Origin of the sequence: Tatumella sp. UCD-D_suzukii, from assembly GCF_000611875.2 — a bacterium.
GTDB classification, from domain to species: Bacteria; Pseudomonadota; Gammaproteobacteria; order Enterobacterales; family Enterobacteriaceae; genus Tatumella; species Tatumella ptyseos.
Genome location: NZ_JFJX01000072.1, coordinates 76,480 through 91,422 on the forward strand (window position 1 = coordinate 76,480; position 14,943 = coordinate 91,422).

Below are 14,943 nucleotides of genomic sequence, written 5' to 3' on the forward strand. Positions count from 1 at the left end.
GACCGGCAGTATCCGGACTGCCGGTGCGAATAATAATAAGTGTCAGGCGATAAAACGCATCACCAGCATAGAGATAACGGCATTAACGATGCTGGTCAGCATCAGTAACGGCCAGTATTTTTTAGGCACATCCGCCACCCCCAATAAACGGCCCATATACTGCAACTGGGCACCCATCAGAAAGATAGCGGGAATAAGAATGGTGACCTGAGCGGGGTCCAGCGTTCCTTTCGTCAGCAGACTGACAGCCACACCGGTACCCGCCGACGAAGAAAGCCACGCGGTGAGTAAGACGGTAATCGCTTCGCCCGGCAGGCCAAAAATACCCATCAGCGGGGCACAGAGGTGGCCAATCATCTGCATAATACCGAGCAGGTTCAGGATTTCGGCAATCACATAGGCCATGACGACATTTGGCATCAGATTGTTAATGGCAATATTGAACCCTTTACGGGCACCGATGACAAAGATATCAAACGGATTGGCACTGGTTTTAAGCTGATTACTCATTGATGAAATCCTTTCTGTAGACCGTATTTAATGCGACTCTTACCAAACCCGCTCCGACAAATTTCAGTACAAACATTAATAATAACGGGACAATTAACGGGGTGGTCAGAGAAGCAAATAATGCCGAACCGATAGCGAAGTAGTTATTAATCAGTCCGGCGCCGGAATATTGCCAGGATCCCATAATCACGACATGTTTACGGGTGATTTTTTTGCTGTCATAAAGTTCTTTACTGAGAGCCGCGCCGGCATCGGTACTTTGTAAATCCGTGATTAATGCAAGCCCGGTATAACCGGGTAACCCCAGCAGCGGTTTCAGTAACGGGGTTAACAACCGGTGGGCTGCACGGATAGCGCCATAATGGGTAAAAATCTCCAGTAATCCCAGCGCCAGCATCACCGTCGGGACTAATGACAGTGCAAACAGAAAGCCTGCTTTCGCCCCGACCCCTCCGCTGCCAACGAAGGTCCCTCCGGCCCCGTCCTTCATGGTCCCGAAGGCTCCGCCGAGCGTAGTAAAGTCAAAGGCCCCCAGCCAGGCCATGTCTTTGACTTTAAAAAACAGTCCTGAAAAGACCAGTAAAACGGCTATCAGAGCTATCCATGCTCCTGGCGTCACTTTAAGGGCGTGTTCGTCCTTATCCTGACTTTGGTTGCTGATGTTGTTATCGCTCATAATTATTCTCTGTATTTATTGTAGTGATACGTTTCCCTGGTGTCGGAGAACCTGAGTTAATATTTTGTCTGTCCACAAAATAGATGTTTAACAACTTTCATACCGGGTTTAAAACACAGGCATAAAAATCCGCTAACCTGCTGTTTATAAACTCTGTAAAATTTATAAATAACATAAAAAAGGAAAATAGCTTTATTGTTATTAATATATTTCACTGTTTATCGTGGTGCAGTTCGCACTCTTCTGGTGCTTCCCTGAAGTGCAATCAGAAAATTATTTTTTTATATCTGATGCCTCGGTTTTATCCGATTATCGTTAAGGTTTATAAAAATATAAATGTCCTGTGAACGGTGTTATTGTTGCTTCCCGGTCAACAGTTAACAGAGACTGACGTGCAGAAATTTCATGAAAAACCGATGAGTTATTTGTATGAAGTGGGTGTCCAGGGAGGGATCCGCCGCGCAGCAGATATCCTGGGGATTAATCCTTCGGTGATCAGCCGCCAGATCTCGCAACTTGAGCGGGAATTACAATTACCCCTGCTTGAACGGCGTGGCCGGATTGTTGTTCTGACCGAAGCGGGACGTTTACTGGCCGGAGATTACTTCGAAAGTCGCCAGCGGCGATATAAGCTGGAAGCGCACCTGCGGGATTTACGGCACATGAAAGGGGGAAGTGTTTCGGTCCGCATCGGTGGCGGATTAGTCAGCACTTTTATCCGTGAGATTATGACGACCTTTTCCGGTGCCTATCCGCAGGTTTTTGTCGATATCACCGTGGCCAGTATGCATGAAATGCTGAATGCCGTGGTTCATGGGGACACCGATATGGCATTGGCCTTCGGGCCTGTCGGCAGCCCGGAGGTCAAACGATACAGTTTTCACTGGGGACCGGTTTGTGCCGTCATGACGCCGGATCATCCGTTAAGCGGCGAGCCACGGGTGACTATCGAAACGCTGGCCGGGCAACGACTGATTGCTCTGACGGATCAGTTCGGATTACAGCGATATATGAATACCATGTTCCGTAACAGTGGCCTGATTTTTACGCCATCTTATCGGTGCAATCTCTTTTCTACCGCACTGGAACTCAGTGCGGCGGGTCTCGGTATCGCCTGCATGTCTGCCAGGGCGGCTGAGCCGATGATTTCCTCAGGGCAACTGGTCGCAATACCAATAAGCAATCCGGTCGCACATGAAACACAATGCCATTTGCTGCGTAATTCAGATCGCCGTTTTACCCCGGCGGCACATCATCTGTGGCAGTTATTACGTAACTATTTCAGTGAAATGACTGACGACGACCAGGCAATATCAGGTCGCTGACGGACGCGGAACGGCTGTTTGCTGCTGTTTTGCGCCTTCGGTCAGGCACTGTGTCAGCATTCTGTGCAGTGATGACCGCCGGTTAACATGGCGCATCACAATGATCAACTCACGAAAGAACGTGTCGTCGTGCAGCGGTATAACCCGCACCCGGGCATGCTGGTGCTGCCATTGGCCGGACAGTAAACCTCATGGTACGGCACGTTTTTATACGGGTAAGTAAGGACTGTGTTTTGTTATTTCTGAAGAAGACATATATTTATCGGGGCTATAGCGGATAAGTGAGCAGAACTGAGCTGGCGAGGTAGCAATGACACGAGTAACGGGAAGTTGTCTGTGTAAACAAGTGGCTTATGAATGCGATGACCTGGATGGAGAGATCATTAACTGTCACTGTACGACCTGCAGGAAAGCACATGCAGCGCCTTATGCGGCAAATGCCAGGGTGTTGCGTGAACATTTCCGGTGGTTAAAAGGAAGTGAACGACTCAGCACCTATGAGTCCTCACCTGGAAAAATACGTTATTTCTGTTCGGGTTGTGGTTCCCATCTGCTGGCGGAAAGACCGGCCCAGAGCCATGTGATAGTGCGGGTTTCCACGCTGGATGATGATCCCGGCCAGAGACCCCGGGCGCATATCTGGTGTTCTCTGCATGCCCCCTGGCTGGAGGAGCCGGAGACGATTCTGCATTATCCTGAATGGCAGCCTGAACGGTAATCAGTGTATTTCAGGCTATACGGTCAGCGAAGTCACCTGCCGCCCTGTGTTACAGACCCGGCAGGAGGCTGTAGTTTCATCATGGAGATGCAGCAGTGGCTGACCTTCTTCTTAGCGGCACTTCCCGGTCACCGGTTGTTTTTTTCCTCAGCCCGCAGGAATGCGGGCCTGTTCATCGCGTTACTGAGGTACGTTTCAAGTTGTTCATTGAGGAAAATTCCGCAGAATTTTGCCCACTGCAACGTATGCGAAACAAAAATATCTGCCAGTGTGAAAGTATTCCCCGTGATCCAGTCCTGTCCCGGAGGGAAAGTGATGCGGGAGACAGCATTACGGGTTTCTTCTCTGAAATAACTGACAAGATCATGGTTGCGTTGGTCTTCCGGAACGAACACGAGTTGTTTTAACAGATGCCAGACAGGAGACTCTAAATCCGTCAGGGCGAAGCTTAACCATGAATTCACGGTAGCTTTATCGGCGGGTGTTTCCGGATACAGGGTGCCGGAGGGAAGCGTTTCGCAGAGATACATACAAATAGCCAGCGTTTCGCCTAACGAGATATCCTGGCTGGTCAGATAGGGGACTTTCCCGAACGGATGCGGCGATTTCACCTGTGGCTGACGGCTCAACAGGTCTGTTTTTACAGCGGTGTAAAGTGCGCCAATCTCTTCAAGTGTCCAAAGGACTCTCAGTGATCGGCTTTTAGGATAGGTATAGATTTTCACGTCATGCATCATGCACCTTTCATTTCATCGGTTGTATTAACAAAATTAAAATAGCCGGTTCAGCATCTCACTGGCCGGAACCGGTATATCTGCCGTCAACTCGCCTGTACATCCCCCTCACCACCGCTCAGGGAATGCCCGCGAGACGCAGAAGTGCGGTGACTGCTGCCGCCGACAGGATCACTCCAATTAACGGGGTACGGCGCAGCGTCAACAGCAGTGCGACCGCGACGCCGCCTGTCCGGGCAAAACCTGCGAAATGGTTATCATGATAAAAGGTGGCAATCACCGCCACCGAAAGCAGTAAGGTGGTGGCGGCGTCGGATAAGCGCTGTTGCCATGATTCCGGAAGTACCCACCGGTGCCCAAGACGGCTACTGATATAGCGCATCAGAAAGGTGCCCGCCCCCAGTAAGAGAATGCACCCCCAAAGTGCCGGACTATTGCTCATTTTTTTTGCTCCCCATCACCAGCCCGGCGAGCGAGACCAGCACCGGTAAGCCTGCAGGCAGCCAGGGAACCGTGGCCAGGGCCAGCAGAGCACCGGAACCGGCGCGCTGCCGGGTGACTTTTTTCTTCAGTGACGGGATCACCAGTGCCAGCATAATGGCCGGAAAAACGCTGTCTAAACCGATCACTGACGGGTCCGGCAGAAGTTTACCCACCAGGGATCCCCCGAGCACACCTGCGGGCCAGCAGAGGGCGATACCGGTACCACACAGCCAGTAGGCGGCTCGTTGCTGATGTTTATCCGGACGCGATAACCCGAATACGACACTTTCATCATTCATCATATGGCTGCCGGCAATACCTCGCCATCCGCGTCCGGTCAGGTCACTGACGGCAATACCAAACGGGATATGGCGGGCATTCACCAGCAAGCCGGCAGCCGCTGCCGCCAGAGGACTCCCCCCGGCGGCAACGATACCGATAAAGATAAATTCAGACGCGCCCGCCATGACGATCACGGACAGCGCTAAAGGTACCCATAGCGGGAATCCGAGACTGCCGGCCAGTGATCCATAAGAGACTGCCACAACACCATCGGCCAGACAGACCAGGAAAATAGCTTTAACAACATCACGGGGTAAGGCGGAATAGAGTGGAGCCAGCATAGGGATACCGTTAAAATGAACATTGATATACTTATAATGAACACCCTGACAGTGTTTTTCAACAAGAACGTTTCGTTCTTTATAGCGAACGGTGAGGCCCTATGAAACCCCCTATCAGTATTATTTCGCGCAATCTGTGTCAGGAGCGGCAGAGAGCCGGTCTGTCACTGGCTGAAGTGGCCCGCAGAGCCGGGATTGCGAAGTCCACACTGTCTCAGCTGGAATCCGGCAGCGGTAATCCCAGTCTGGAAACCCTCTGGGCCTTATGTATGGCACTGGATATGCCATTTGCCCGGTTACTGGAAGACGGCAGTACGGCCATCCGGTTATTGCGAAAGGGGGAAGGGATGGCTGTCGATTCCGGACAGGCAAGTTACCAGGCGATCCTGCTGGCCAACTGTCCGCCCGGGGCAAGACGCGATATCTATACCCTGCAGGTCCAGCCAGGCAAGGACAGGTTGTCACAGCCACATCTGCCGGGTTCGGTTGAACATATTATTCTGGTGCGCGGGCGGGCATTAGTCGGATTGGCGGATAATCCGGTGGAGCTGAATGAAGGCGACTACCTGTGTTACCCGGGGGATCTGCCGCATATTTTCCGTGCGTTAGAAAAAGATACCGAAGCTTTACTGGTGGCAGAACATCGGGCGGATGTCCGGGCAGGGAAGCCCGATACGGGCTTCCCCTGGCAGGGATTACTGACTGACCGGTGAATAACTCAGATTGACCGGGTCATTCGGTAACTGCGTGAAATGGGTCACGATATAGTGGTAATCGGCAGTCGGATCCAGCGAAGCAAACTGCTGCGGATAGAACCAGTGCGCCAGGATTTCCACCCCTATAATATTCCACGGATGGTTGTAGAAATGATGATACACCCCGCCGACATGCCCTTCAGAGACCGCCGGGATCGTCGCGACAGCAGTACGTTTTAACAGGTTGTCAAAGCTGGCTTTGATCTGTGTGATTTGGGTATTGTAACCGAACGGCAATACCGGGTTCCCTGGTGCTCCGCGTTTTGAACCGGTCATCAGGTACCAGTCAGGGCGCATCGCAATAATTTTTTCAGGGTTAATAAAGCCGGATGCCCCTTTCAGTAATTCGGAGCCGATATTAATCCCGCCCGCAGCAGCCACTAATCCGCCCCAGCCATTGGTTCCGTGAGTGAAGCAGCAGTTATCTGAATTACCGGCGATAGGTTCGATGAAGACCAGCGGCTTTTTCGGTGCTTTGCTGACGACAGATTCAATCCGGTTCAGGCGTTCGGTATAAAAATCAGTGAAGGCTTTTGCGTTGCTCTCTTTATTAAGCACTTTCCCCAGTAACGTAATGCTGGGTACCGTATCCTGAATAGGGTGGAGTTCATAATCCAGGAACAGTACGGGAATATGCAATTCACGGAAACGTTTTAAAACACCGGTTTGTTCCAGTGCCGGTTTGGCCCGCAACTGTGCAATGAGCAGGTCCGGGTGACTGGAAATCACCGTTTCAGTATTCACTTCCCCCTGGTCTGAGAATCCCATATCCGGGATAGCCGCGGCCTGAGGCCATTTTCCTTTCAGAACTGCCCATTCCTGACCGTCCTGTTTTTTGATCAGATTATTCCAGCTAATGACCCGCGCGAACGGGTCCGCTCTGTCGAGCAGGGCCAGCGCCATAATATCGCGGCCATCCTGCAGAATAATTCGTTTCGGTTCATGGCTGATAACGACAGTCTGGTGATCCATATCCTGTACGGTCAGCGGGTAATCTGTTGCCATCGCGGCCAGAGGGGAGAAACACACCGCGGCAGTGACACAATGACGGGCATAGCGTATGAGAGGATGACGACGTTTAATGGCGTTATTCATTAGCTTTCCTGAATTGTTTCTCCCTCGTGGCCATGGGGTAAGCCGAAAAAGAACAGGGCCGGGGAGGTGGTGGAATGAGAATCTATATCATAATAATTATTAACTATAATTTGAGCTGCAGATATCTGCTGTATGTTACCGGGAGTAACTATCTGCCGTGAGATGTTTCCGCAACCCGTTGTTCCGGCCCTGACCGGCGGAAAATACAGGCGTTATATTGCGGCTATTCACGTTGTGTAAACTGTTTAGCGTTGTATTCATTCGGTTTCGCGGTATCATTCGGAATGATTATTATTATATTTTGTCGCGGACGGATCAGGGCAGGATCACTGCCACTCTTCACCGGTTTATCGCTGTCACCCTGATACGGCGAATGAATAAGCCGCACAAAACAATATCGTTAGTTCCGGAACGTGGAAATATCATTAATGAGTACTGTGACAGAATCCGTTACCCATGAACGTGGTGGTATCGGTGCCGAGTATCGAAAACTTATTCGTAAACGTGTCGTCCTGTTGTTGGTATTGGTGATTGCTATCTGCTGTAGCGTTATCCTCGATTTTACGATAGGACCGGCACACCTTGACCTGATGACGCTGTTACGTGCGCTGGTGCATCCGGCCGGTGTTGATGCTGCGACCCGGGTGATCGTCTGGGATATCCGTCTGCCTTTCACGCTGATGGCCGTGGTGGTCGGTTTTGCCCTGGGAATGGCGGGGAGTGAGATGCAGACAATCCTCAATAACCCGCTGGCCAGTCCTTTCACTCTGGGCGTTTCCTCCGCTGCCTCGTTCGGTGCTGCGTTAGCGCTGGTCCTCGGGGTCGGTATCCCCTGGATCCCCGGAACCTGGCTGGTCACCGGGAACGCCTTTATTTTTGCCATTCTGACGGCGTTTATTCTGAATCTGGTCAGCCGCCGCACCGTAAATACACGCACCACCGTTGTGCTGTTCGGTATTGCCCTGGTCTTTACCTTTAATGCCCTGGTCGCCATGATGCAATTTATCGCCAGTGAAGATACCCTGCAATCGCTGGTCTTCTGGACGATGGGTAGCCTGGGGAGGGCCTCCTGGCCGAAACTGGGGATCCTGGCCGCCGCCATAGTGATACTGCTGCCCTGGGCACTGAAGAGTGCCTGGCAACTGACCGCACTGCGTCTGGGGGAAGACAGGGCGGCCAGTTTTGGTATTGATGTTGCTCGTCTGCGGATGTCGTCATTAATCCGCATCAGCCTGGCGTCTGCCCTGGCCGTGGCCTTTGTCGGGCCTATCGGATTTATCGGCCTGGTGGCACCCCATATCGCCCGGCAACTGGTGGGTGAGGATCACCGCTTTTATCTGCCCGCCAGTGGTCTGATTGGTGCGCTGGTGTTATCCCTGGCCTCTGTGGTATCAAAAAATATTGTCCCCGGAGTCATTATCCCGATTGGTATTATCACCTCGCTGGTGGGTGTGCCGTTCTTCATTGTTATCATTCTGCGTCACCGGGGGAACTTATGAGTGATTCCCTGAGTATTAAGGGGCTCTGTACCGGTTATCGTCGTCATCCGGTGATCAGTGAAATGTCCCTGGAGGCTATTCCACGGGGTAAGGTAACGGTATTACTGGGACCGAACGGGTGCGGTAAGTCTACCCTGCTGCGCGCCCTGGCCGGGTTAAACCGGGCGGAGGGGGAAATCTGGCTGGATAATAAAGATATCAACCACTTATCTCTGGCAGAGCGCGGCGATAAAGTTGTCTATCTGCCTCAGAGCCTGCCTTCCGGGGTCCATCTGCAGGTATTAGAATCCGTGCTGGTGTCGGCCAGAGCCACGGGACAGCAGGGGGCGGATGTCTCACCGGAACGTATACTGCAGTTACTGGATGAAGTCGGGATTGCGTCGCTGGCGCTCAGATATATGGATGAGTTGTCCGGGGGCCAGAAACAAATGGTCGGTCTGGCCCAGTCGCTGGTGCGTAATCCGTCCCTGCTGTTACTCGACGAACCGCTCAGTGCACTGGATCTCAATTATCAGTACCATGTGATGAGCCTGGTCAGTAAAGAGACCCGTGCGCGCAATATGGTCACGGTGGTTGTTCTGCATGATATTAATATCGCCCTGCGACACAGTGATCATGTGGTGATGATGAAATCCGGACGGATTGTGGCCAGCGGCGCGCCTGCGGATGTCATTACCCCGGAAAGCCTGGCCGAAGTGTATGGTGTCCGTGGACGGATCGAATTGTGTTCTCAGGGGGTACCGCAGGTTCATATTGATGGGCTGGTCAGCGGCAACCTGTAACCGTTATTGCGGATAGCCTCCGGCTATCCGCCCTTAGGATCCACTCCCGACCCCTTTGCAGGCTGACCTTGTGTTATCTCCCCTCTGAACTTCTGTGTGCAGTCACCGCTTCTTTACCTGCAATGTTCACCGTTTCCTCAGAATTTACCTGATAAGCCTGAGCGGTTCTCTGCCTCCCGGACACGTCAGAAGTCGCGGAGAGCACAGCATTTACTTCTTTCCGGGGATAACACGTCTGAATTCGCGGGGCCGACGGCAGAGCACGGTGTGCCCGGCCGTCGGCAGGGGTAGCGTCAGGCAGACGCGGTCTGTAAACGGTGTAACACCGCAATATCAGCCGGAGTCGTACGGCAGCACCCGCCGATCACCCGGGCACCGGCCGCCAGCCATGCCGGCAGATAATCACTCAGTGTTGCACAGCCATGAGGCTGATGATGCCAGGTCTTACTGACCGGATCATAATGTTCGCCGGAATTCGGATACACCACCAGCGGGAGTGGCGTCAGTGAATGCAGATGGCGTAACGCTTCAGTCGTATCCTCCAGCGCAATGCAGTTGATTCCGATGGCGACGATACGGGGATAGCCTTCGATAAAGGCGACCACTTCACTCAGTGGCGTGCCGTCACTCAGATGCTGTGCATCTTTCAGGGTAAACGAGAACCAGGCGGTAGTACGGGGATATTCGTTCAGCAGCTCTGCCAGTGCCCGGATTTCATCAAAAGAGGGCAGTGTTTCACAGGCCAGCAGATCCGCCCCGGCTTCGATCAATGCGGCAATTCGCGGCCGGTGAAAGTCCTGATATTGCCGGAGGCTGCGCTGGTAATCCCCCCGGTATTCAGAACCGTCAGCCAGATAAGCCCCGTAAGGCCCGACAGAGCCGGCAATCAGTAACGGCCCGGCCTGGGGGTGCTCCGATAAATACCGGTGGCGGGCGTTGGCTGCCAGGGTCACGCTCAGGCGTATCAGAGCCTGAGCCTCACCGGCAGAGATATTCCGTGCGGCAAACCCCGGGAGGCTGGCCTGATAGCTCGCGGTGATCGCACAACGGGCCCCCGCCTGAAAATAATCGTAATGCACCTGTTCAATCAGTTGCGGGTTTTCCTGCAGGATTTTGGCCGACCACAGGCTGTCTGCCAGCTGACAGCCACGGTTTTCCAGTTCTGTAGCCATCGCGCCGTCGAGCAGTAAAAAAGGCTGCTCACGGAGCACGGAGAATAAAGGATTATTGGGTCGCATGTTACTGCTCCTGAGGCTGAGCGGCGTTGGCCCGGCTCAGCTTGCGGGTAATAAAATAAGCCAGATAGCAGAGGGCGACAAAAGGAATTCCGCACCATAACGCTATACGCTGATCCGGGTCAAAGGCCAGACCGGCACAGGCGACCAGGCATAAAATAAAGCCCAGTACCGGTACCACAGGATACCACGGTGCGCGATAGAGCAAATCACTCAGTGGTTTACCCTGCTGCACATGACGGCGGCGGAAGACATAATGCGAGGCACAGATACTCAGCCAGACGGCGACGACGGCGAAACCGGAGATAGCCGACAACGCCACAAAAACCGTGTCCGGCGCGATGACGCTGGAAGCCAGCGCCAGCAGTCCGCCGAGCATACTGACCGACAGTGCCGTTAAAGGAACGCCCCGTTTTGTGACCCGGGAAAAGCATTGTGGCAGGGTATTCTGATTTGCCAGTGACCATAACATTCTGCCGGAGGCATACAGACCGGAATTTGCTGCCGAAAGGATAGCGGTCAGGATCACCAGATTAAAGATCCCTGCGGCATAGGGAATACCGACCTTTTCAAACACCAGTACAAAGGGACTTTTTTCGACGCCGGCCTGCTGCATAGGGATCAGGGCCGCAAGCACAAATACGGTCCCCACAAAGAAAATAATCAGTCGTACCACCGTCGTGCGGATAGCTATCGGGATCACTTTATGCGGGGATTCAGTTTCACCGGCCGCAATACCAATCAGTTCTGTCCCGGAAAAAGCGAAGTTAACCGCGACCATCGTCATCAGGATGGGCAGGCCGCCATGGGGGAACCAGCCCTGAGCGGTGATGTTATGCAGGCCGGGGGCCGGCGTTCCGTCGTGCATCGGTAGCAGCCCGGTCATGGCGGCAACGCCCAGGATCAGGAACAGCACGATAGTGAAGACTTTGAGCAGAGAGAACCAGAATTCACTTTCGGCAAAAAAGCGGGTAGATACCACATTCAGGCCGAAAATCAGTACGCAAAAAACCAGGCACCAGACCCAGACCGGAACCTGCGGAAACCAGTACTGCATACAGAAACCGGCCGCCGTAAAGCTGGAGCCGAGGGCGACCGTCCAGGTCAGCCAGTAGAGCCAGGCCACCGTATAGCCGGTGGCTGGGCCAAGATAACGACTGGCATAGACATGGAATGCGCCTGTTTCCGGCATTGCGACTGACAGTTCACCTAAACATTGCATCACCAGCCAGACCACCAGCGCACCGATAAGATAGGCGAGGAGTGTCCCTGCCGCCCCTGTGGTGGAGATAATATAGCCGGTGTTAAAAAATAATCCGGTCCCGATCACCCCGCCCAGTGACAGCATCACCAGATGACGGGCTTTCATGGTGCGCTTCAGCGGCGCGGTAGTTGAAGATGTCTGCATGTAGCCTTCTGAATGGTTAGATGTCTAACGTGAGATGAGCGAAGTTATACCGGCATCCACTTTGAAATGCAAAAAATCACAGGGTACGCTCAGGGGGAGCAGGCCGGAAAAGAGGTGCAATAATGGCTGACCGGCGGCTGAATATTCCCATCGCCGCAATTTTTATGCTTCAGCACTATTAATCCGGCTTTTTTATCAACTAACAGGCGACCCGCGCGGTGAGACTTGTATAATGCCTGGCCAGAAGTAGTTAAACAGGCTGTTGCCGGGAGACCGGTCCGATGATTTCAGGAAATTAATACCATGATGCACAATGACGTTTTGCGTAGTGTTCGCTATATGCTCGACCTTCGTGATGAAAAAATGCTGGAAATTCTTATTTCAGGGGGGGCGGAAGTCAGCCTCAAGGAAATGAGTGGCTATCTGGTTAAAGAAGGCGAGCCGGGCTACCTGGCATGTAACGATAAGGTCATGGCACATTTTCTGAACGGCCTGATATTCTACCGCCGTGGTCGTGACCCGCGCTATCCTGCTCCTGAAGTAGAGAAGCGCGTGACCAATAATGTCATGCTGAAAAAATTGCGCGTGGCGTTTGAGCTGAAAACCGAGGATTTACATGACATTCTGAAATCTGTGGATTTTGCGATGTCAGAAAATGAGCTGAGTGCTTTTTTCCGTAAAGAAGGGCATAAAAACTACCGCGAGTGCGGGGATCAGGTACTGCGTTATATCCTGAAAGGTCTGGCTGAGCGGGTGCGTAAAGCGAAGAAATAATGAAGGCTCCCCTGCCGGTACAAGGCGGGGGAGTATTACGGGGTTACATCCGGTCCAGCCCAAGTTTTACTGCGGTGCCCAGTGTCGGTGCGAGCGGTAAACGGCTGTTCAGCGTCAGTTGCCATGCGTGGTAGATATCGGGTTTCCCGGACCAGACCACGGAAGAGGGTTTGTTTTCAGCATCCAGTTCGTGCCACCAGCTACCGTTTTTCTGATCTATCAGATAATTGGCAATATAATCCCACAATGTGCGATACCAGCGCTCATAGGTCAAATCCCCGGTACGCTTCAGCAGACTGGCGGCAGTGGAGCAACTCTCCGCCACCGTCCAGTGCAGACGGTTGTGGGTCACGGGTTTCTTATCCCAGTCATGGGTATACACCAGGCCCGGCTGACCATCCACAAACCAGCCATACTTCAGGCCGGTTTCAAATAACCCTTTTGAATCTGCCAGCAACCACTCCGGTGTGTGTTCATTATTCCGCAACAACGCCGCTTCCAGGTGTAACAGCAGACGTGCCCACTCACAGGCGTGCCCCGGCGTGATCCCGTACGGACGGAAGTCATCGGTCGGTTTGTCTTTATTGTAGTCGTGCCATTCCTGCCAGTTTTCATCGAAATGTTCGGCAAGCAGATACTTATTCGATTTGGCGTGCTTATGAATAATATGGGTAACGATAGACAGTGCCCGCTGACGCCATTTACTTTCACCCGTCACATCGGCCAGTTGTACAAACATCTCGGTGGCGTGCATATTACTGTTGCCCCCGCGATAGGCCTCCGGATCTTTCCAGTCACGGGCGAAACTTTCCTGTAGCCGTCCTTCTTTGTCTGACCAGAAACGGTTATCCATAATATCTTTCGCTTCGTCCAGAAGCTCCTGCGCACCCTCAATATTGGCTAATGTGGCACTTAATGCAGCAAGGGTAACAAAAACATGCAGATAGGCCTGTTTCCGCCCGTCAGGTGATTGCTCCGGGATCCCGTCCAGCCAGCCGCCGAACTCTTTATCACGCAGCACACCACGTAAAGCATCGACCCCCCATTTTGCCAAATCACCGGCTCCCGGCTCGCCCTGTAATGACGCGATGGAGAAACAGTGGGTCATCCTGGCGGTGAGCATGCTCTCCGGCTGTGCATCCGATGGCAGATTGCCATGGATATCCAGGGCACCGAACCCACCCTTAGGGTGTTTTGAGTTACGGTAAAATGCCATCAGGCGGCGGCTCTCTTTTTCCAGCCAGTCATGGTGATAAGGCATGCTCAGCCAGCTGTCAGTTAATTGTTTAAATAACATAGTATCCTCTGTATTCAGGGCAACAGACCGCCGCCGGCAGGCTGCGGCAGTCATCATTAAAACAAAGTTATTCGATGCGCAGACAGCCGGGGGGCTGCGCTGCGCAGACAGGGGAGAGCGGCTTAGCCGCCGACCATAATACCGCCGTTAGGGTGCAGTACCTGGCCACTGATAAAGGAAGAGTCAAGGCTTGCCAGGAACACATAGACCGGGCCAAGCTCAGAAGGCTGACCGGCGCGGCCCATCGGAGTCTCATGGCCAAAGTCTTCCAGCAGATCCTTGTTATAGTCACCGAGTGTCGCGGGCTGCAGCGGGGTCCAGACCGGGCCTGGTGCCACGGCATTTACACGGATCCCTTTCGCGGCAATCTGATTAGACAGTGCACGGGTGAAACTGACAATCGCACCTTTGGTCGCGGTATAATCCAGCAGCATTTCCGGGCCGACATACGCATTGACGGAAGTAGTATTGATAATGCTGTCATCTTCCTGCAGGTGAGGCAGGGCGGCTTTGGTCATGAAGAATACTGAGTGAATATTCACATCAAACGTATCCAGCCATTTTTCGTCGCTCAGGGTGGTAATATCTTCATTCGGATACTGAGTCCCGGCGTTATTCACCAGAATATTCAGTTTACCGAACTCTTTGACCACGCTATCGACCAGCTGGCGGCAGTTTTCCGCTTTACGCAGATCCACCGGATAAGTCACGCATTTACGGCCTTCTTTTTCCACCAGTTGCTGTGCAATTTTTGCATCCTGCGCTTCTTCTTCGCTATCCGGTAAATAGGTCAGGGCAATATCGGCACCTTCGCGGGCAAAATGCTGCACAACCGAACGTCCTATACCACTGTCACCCCCGGTGACCAGGGCAACTTTACCCGCCAGCTTTCCGCTGCCTTTATAGTCATCCCGTATAAAGACCGCTGCAGGCTTCAGCTTTTCATCGCTGCCGGGCAGAGTTTGTGACTGAGCATGGATAGTTATCTTCTGAACCATATTTCCCTCCGGTTATGTTAATCGAACGGTT

General features: G+C 52.9%; 15 protein-coding genes and 1 pseudogene. 6 read left to right on the top strand and 10 right to left on the bottom strand.

Features of this window, described 5'->3' with window-relative positions:
- Positions 1 to 42 precede the first annotated feature (42 nt).
- Both CG67_RS16930 and CG67_RS16935 read right to left on the bottom strand, forming a co-directional pair.
- A complete protein-coding gene (locus CG67_RS16930; RefSeq protein WP_025904112.1) occupies positions 43 to 510 on the bottom strand; it encodes a YjiG family protein in 468 nt (155 codons plus the stop codon).
- Entirely contained in the window at positions 503 to 1,186 is a 684-nt protein-coding gene (locus CG67_RS16935; protein WP_025904113.1) for a nucleoside recognition domain-containing protein, read from the bottom strand. Before CG67_RS16935 ends, CG67_RS16930 begins: the two co-directional genes overlap by 8 nt.
- A gap of 416 nt (positions 1,187 to 1,602) precedes the next feature.
- Here CG67_RS16935 and CG67_RS16940 point away from each other — a divergent pair, with 416 nt between their 5' ends.
- Positions 1,603 to 2,511, top strand: coding sequence for a LysR family transcriptional regulator (locus tag CG67_RS16940; protein ID WP_025904114.1), 909 nt, complete (start codon positions 1,603 to 1,605; stop codon positions 2,509 to 2,511).
- 310 nt (positions 2,512 to 2,821) lie between these two features.
- On the top strand, positions 2,822 to 3,229 hold the full coding sequence (locus tag CG67_RS16945) for a GFA family protein (protein ID WP_025904115.1): 408 nt from the start codon (positions 2,822 to 2,824) through the stop codon (positions 3,227 to 3,229).
- A 128-nt stretch (positions 3,230 to 3,357) separates the two neighbouring features.
- On the opposite strand, the gene CG67_RS16950 is transcribed toward CG67_RS16945, so the two are convergent.
- From CG67_RS16950 to CG67_RS16960, 3 genes are all read right to left on the bottom strand, one after another.
- On the bottom strand, positions 3,358 to 3,954 hold the full coding sequence (locus tag CG67_RS16950) for a glutathione S-transferase family protein (protein ID WP_025904116.1): 597 nt from the start codon (positions 3,952 to 3,954) through the stop codon (positions 3,358 to 3,360).
- A 127-nt stretch (positions 3,955 to 4,081) separates the two neighbouring features.
- Positions 4,082 to 4,405: an AzlD domain-containing protein gene (locus tag CG67_RS16955; protein ID WP_025904117.1), complete on the bottom strand. Its 324-nt coding sequence runs from the start codon at positions 4,403 to 4,405 to the stop codon at positions 4,082 to 4,084.
- A complete protein-coding gene (locus CG67_RS16960; RefSeq protein WP_371190700.1) occupies positions 4,395 to 5,066 on the bottom strand; it encodes an AzlC family ABC transporter permease in 672 nt (223 codons plus the stop codon). The genes CG67_RS16955 and CG67_RS16960 overlap by 11 nt, the downstream gene beginning before the upstream one ends.
- A 104-nt stretch (positions 5,067 to 5,170) precedes the next feature.
- Here CG67_RS16960 and CG67_RS16965 point away from each other — a divergent pair.
- A pseudogene (locus CG67_RS16965) lies at positions 5,171 to 5,710 on the top strand (helix-turn-helix domain-containing protein); the annotation flags it as partial.
- A gap of 54 nt (positions 5,711 to 5,764) precedes the next feature.
- On the opposite strand, the gene CG67_RS16970 reads toward CG67_RS16965, so the two are convergent.
- Positions 5,765 to 6,829, bottom strand: coding sequence for an ABC transporter substrate-binding protein (locus tag CG67_RS16970; protein WP_051546439.1), 1,065 nt, complete (start codon positions 6,827 to 6,829; stop codon positions 5,765 to 5,767).
- Between the two features lie 518 nt (positions 6,830 to 7,347).
- Here CG67_RS16970 and CG67_RS16975 point away from each other — a divergent pair.
- Together CG67_RS16975 and CG67_RS16980 are read left to right on the top strand one after the other, a co-directional pair.
- A complete protein-coding gene (locus tag CG67_RS16975) occupies positions 7,348 to 8,418 on the top strand; it encodes an iron ABC transporter permease (protein ID WP_025904121.1) in 1,071 nt (356 codons plus the stop codon).
- Positions 8,415 to 9,200: an ABC transporter ATP-binding protein gene (locus CG67_RS16980; RefSeq protein WP_025904122.1), complete on the top strand. Its 786-nt coding sequence runs from the start codon at positions 8,415 to 8,417 to the stop codon at positions 9,198 to 9,200. Before CG67_RS16975 ends, CG67_RS16980 begins: the two co-directional genes overlap by 4 nt.
- A 293-nt stretch (positions 9,201 to 9,493) precedes the next feature.
- On the opposite strand, the gene mmuM is transcribed toward CG67_RS16980, so the two are convergent.
- Positions 9,494 to 10,438 (bottom strand): homocysteine S-methyltransferase, encoded by a 945-nt coding sequence (gene mmuM / locus CG67_RS16985; protein WP_025904123.1) that lies wholly within the window; start codon positions 10,436 to 10,438, stop codon positions 9,494 to 9,496.
- Between the two features lies 1 nt (position 10,439).
- The gene (gene mmuP / locus CG67_RS16990; RefSeq protein ID WP_038024952.1) at positions 10,440 to 11,843 is read right to left on the bottom strand and encodes an S-methylmethionine permease; all 1,404 of its coding nucleotides are present in this window, start codon (positions 11,841 to 11,843) and stop codon (positions 10,440 to 10,442) included.
- 303 nt (positions 11,844 to 12,146) lie between these two features.
- On the opposite strand from mmuP, the gene CG67_RS16995 reads away from it, so the two are divergent.
- Positions 12,147 to 12,617, top strand: coding sequence for a DUF1456 family protein (locus CG67_RS16995; protein WP_025904124.1), 471 nt, complete (start codon positions 12,147 to 12,149; stop codon positions 12,615 to 12,617).
- A gap of 43 nt (positions 12,618 to 12,660) precedes the next feature.
- On the opposite strand, the gene CG67_RS17000 is transcribed toward CG67_RS16995, so the two are convergent.
- Together CG67_RS17000 and CG67_RS17005 are read right to left on the bottom strand one after the other, a co-directional pair.
- Positions 12,661 to 13,914 carry an AGE family epimerase/isomerase gene (locus CG67_RS17000; RefSeq protein WP_025904125.1) on the bottom strand — a complete coding sequence of 418 codons (1,254 nt, stop codon included), beginning with the start codon at positions 13,912 to 13,914 and terminating at the stop codon, positions 12,661 to 12,663.
- 122 nt (positions 13,915 to 14,036) lie between these two features.
- Positions 14,037 to 14,912 (bottom strand): SDR family oxidoreductase, encoded by an 876-nt coding sequence (locus CG67_RS17005; RefSeq protein ID WP_025904126.1) that lies wholly within the window; start codon positions 14,910 to 14,912, stop codon positions 14,037 to 14,039.
- Positions 14,913 to 14,943 lie beyond the last annotated feature (31 nt).

Coding starts and splice junctions, on each gene's coding strand:
- CG67_RS16930 (WP_025904112.1), bottom strand. CDS start 510: ATGAGTAATCAGCTTAAAACCAGTGCCAATCCGTTTGATATCTTTGTC.
- CG67_RS16935 (WP_025904113.1), bottom strand. CDS start 1,186: ATGAGCGATAACAACATCAGCAACCAAAGTCAGGATAAGGACGAACAC.
- CG67_RS16940 (WP_025904114.1), top strand. CDS start 1,603: ATGAGTTATTTGTATGAAGTGGGTGTCCAGGGAGGGATCCGCCGCGCA.
- CG67_RS16945 (WP_025904115.1), top strand. CDS start 2,822: ATGACACGAGTAACGGGAAGTTGTCTGTGTAAACAAGTGGCTTATGAA.
- CG67_RS16955 (WP_025904117.1), bottom strand. CDS start 4,405: ATGAGCAATAGTCCGGCACTTTGGGGGTGCATTCTCTTACTGGGGGCG.
- CG67_RS16970 (WP_051546439.1), bottom strand. CDS start 6,829: ATGGCAACAGATTACCCGCTGACCGTACAGGATATGGATCACCAGACT.
- CG67_RS16975 (WP_025904121.1), top strand. CDS start 7,348: ATGAGTACTGTGACAGAATCCGTTACCCATGAACGTGGTGGTATCGGT.
- CG67_RS16980 (WP_025904122.1), top strand. CDS start 8,415: ATGAGTGATTCCCTGAGTATTAAGGGGCTCTGTACCGGTTATCGTCGT.
- mmuM (WP_025904123.1), bottom strand. CDS start 10,438: ATGCGACCCAATAATCCTTTATTCTCCGTGCTCCGTGAGCAGCCTTTT.
- mmuP (WP_038024952.1), bottom strand. CDS start 11,843: ATGCAGACATCTTCAACTACCGCGCCGCTGAAGCGCACCATGAAAGCC.
- CG67_RS16995 (WP_025904124.1), top strand. CDS start 12,147: ATGATGCACAATGACGTTTTGCGTAGTGTTCGCTATATGCTCGACCTT.
- CG67_RS17000 (WP_025904125.1), bottom strand. CDS start 13,914: ATGTTATTTAAACAATTAACTGACAGCTGGCTGAGCATGCCTTATCAC.
- CG67_RS17005 (WP_025904126.1), bottom strand. CDS start 14,912: ATGGTTCAGAAGATAACTATCCATGCTCAGTCACAAACTCTGCCCGGC.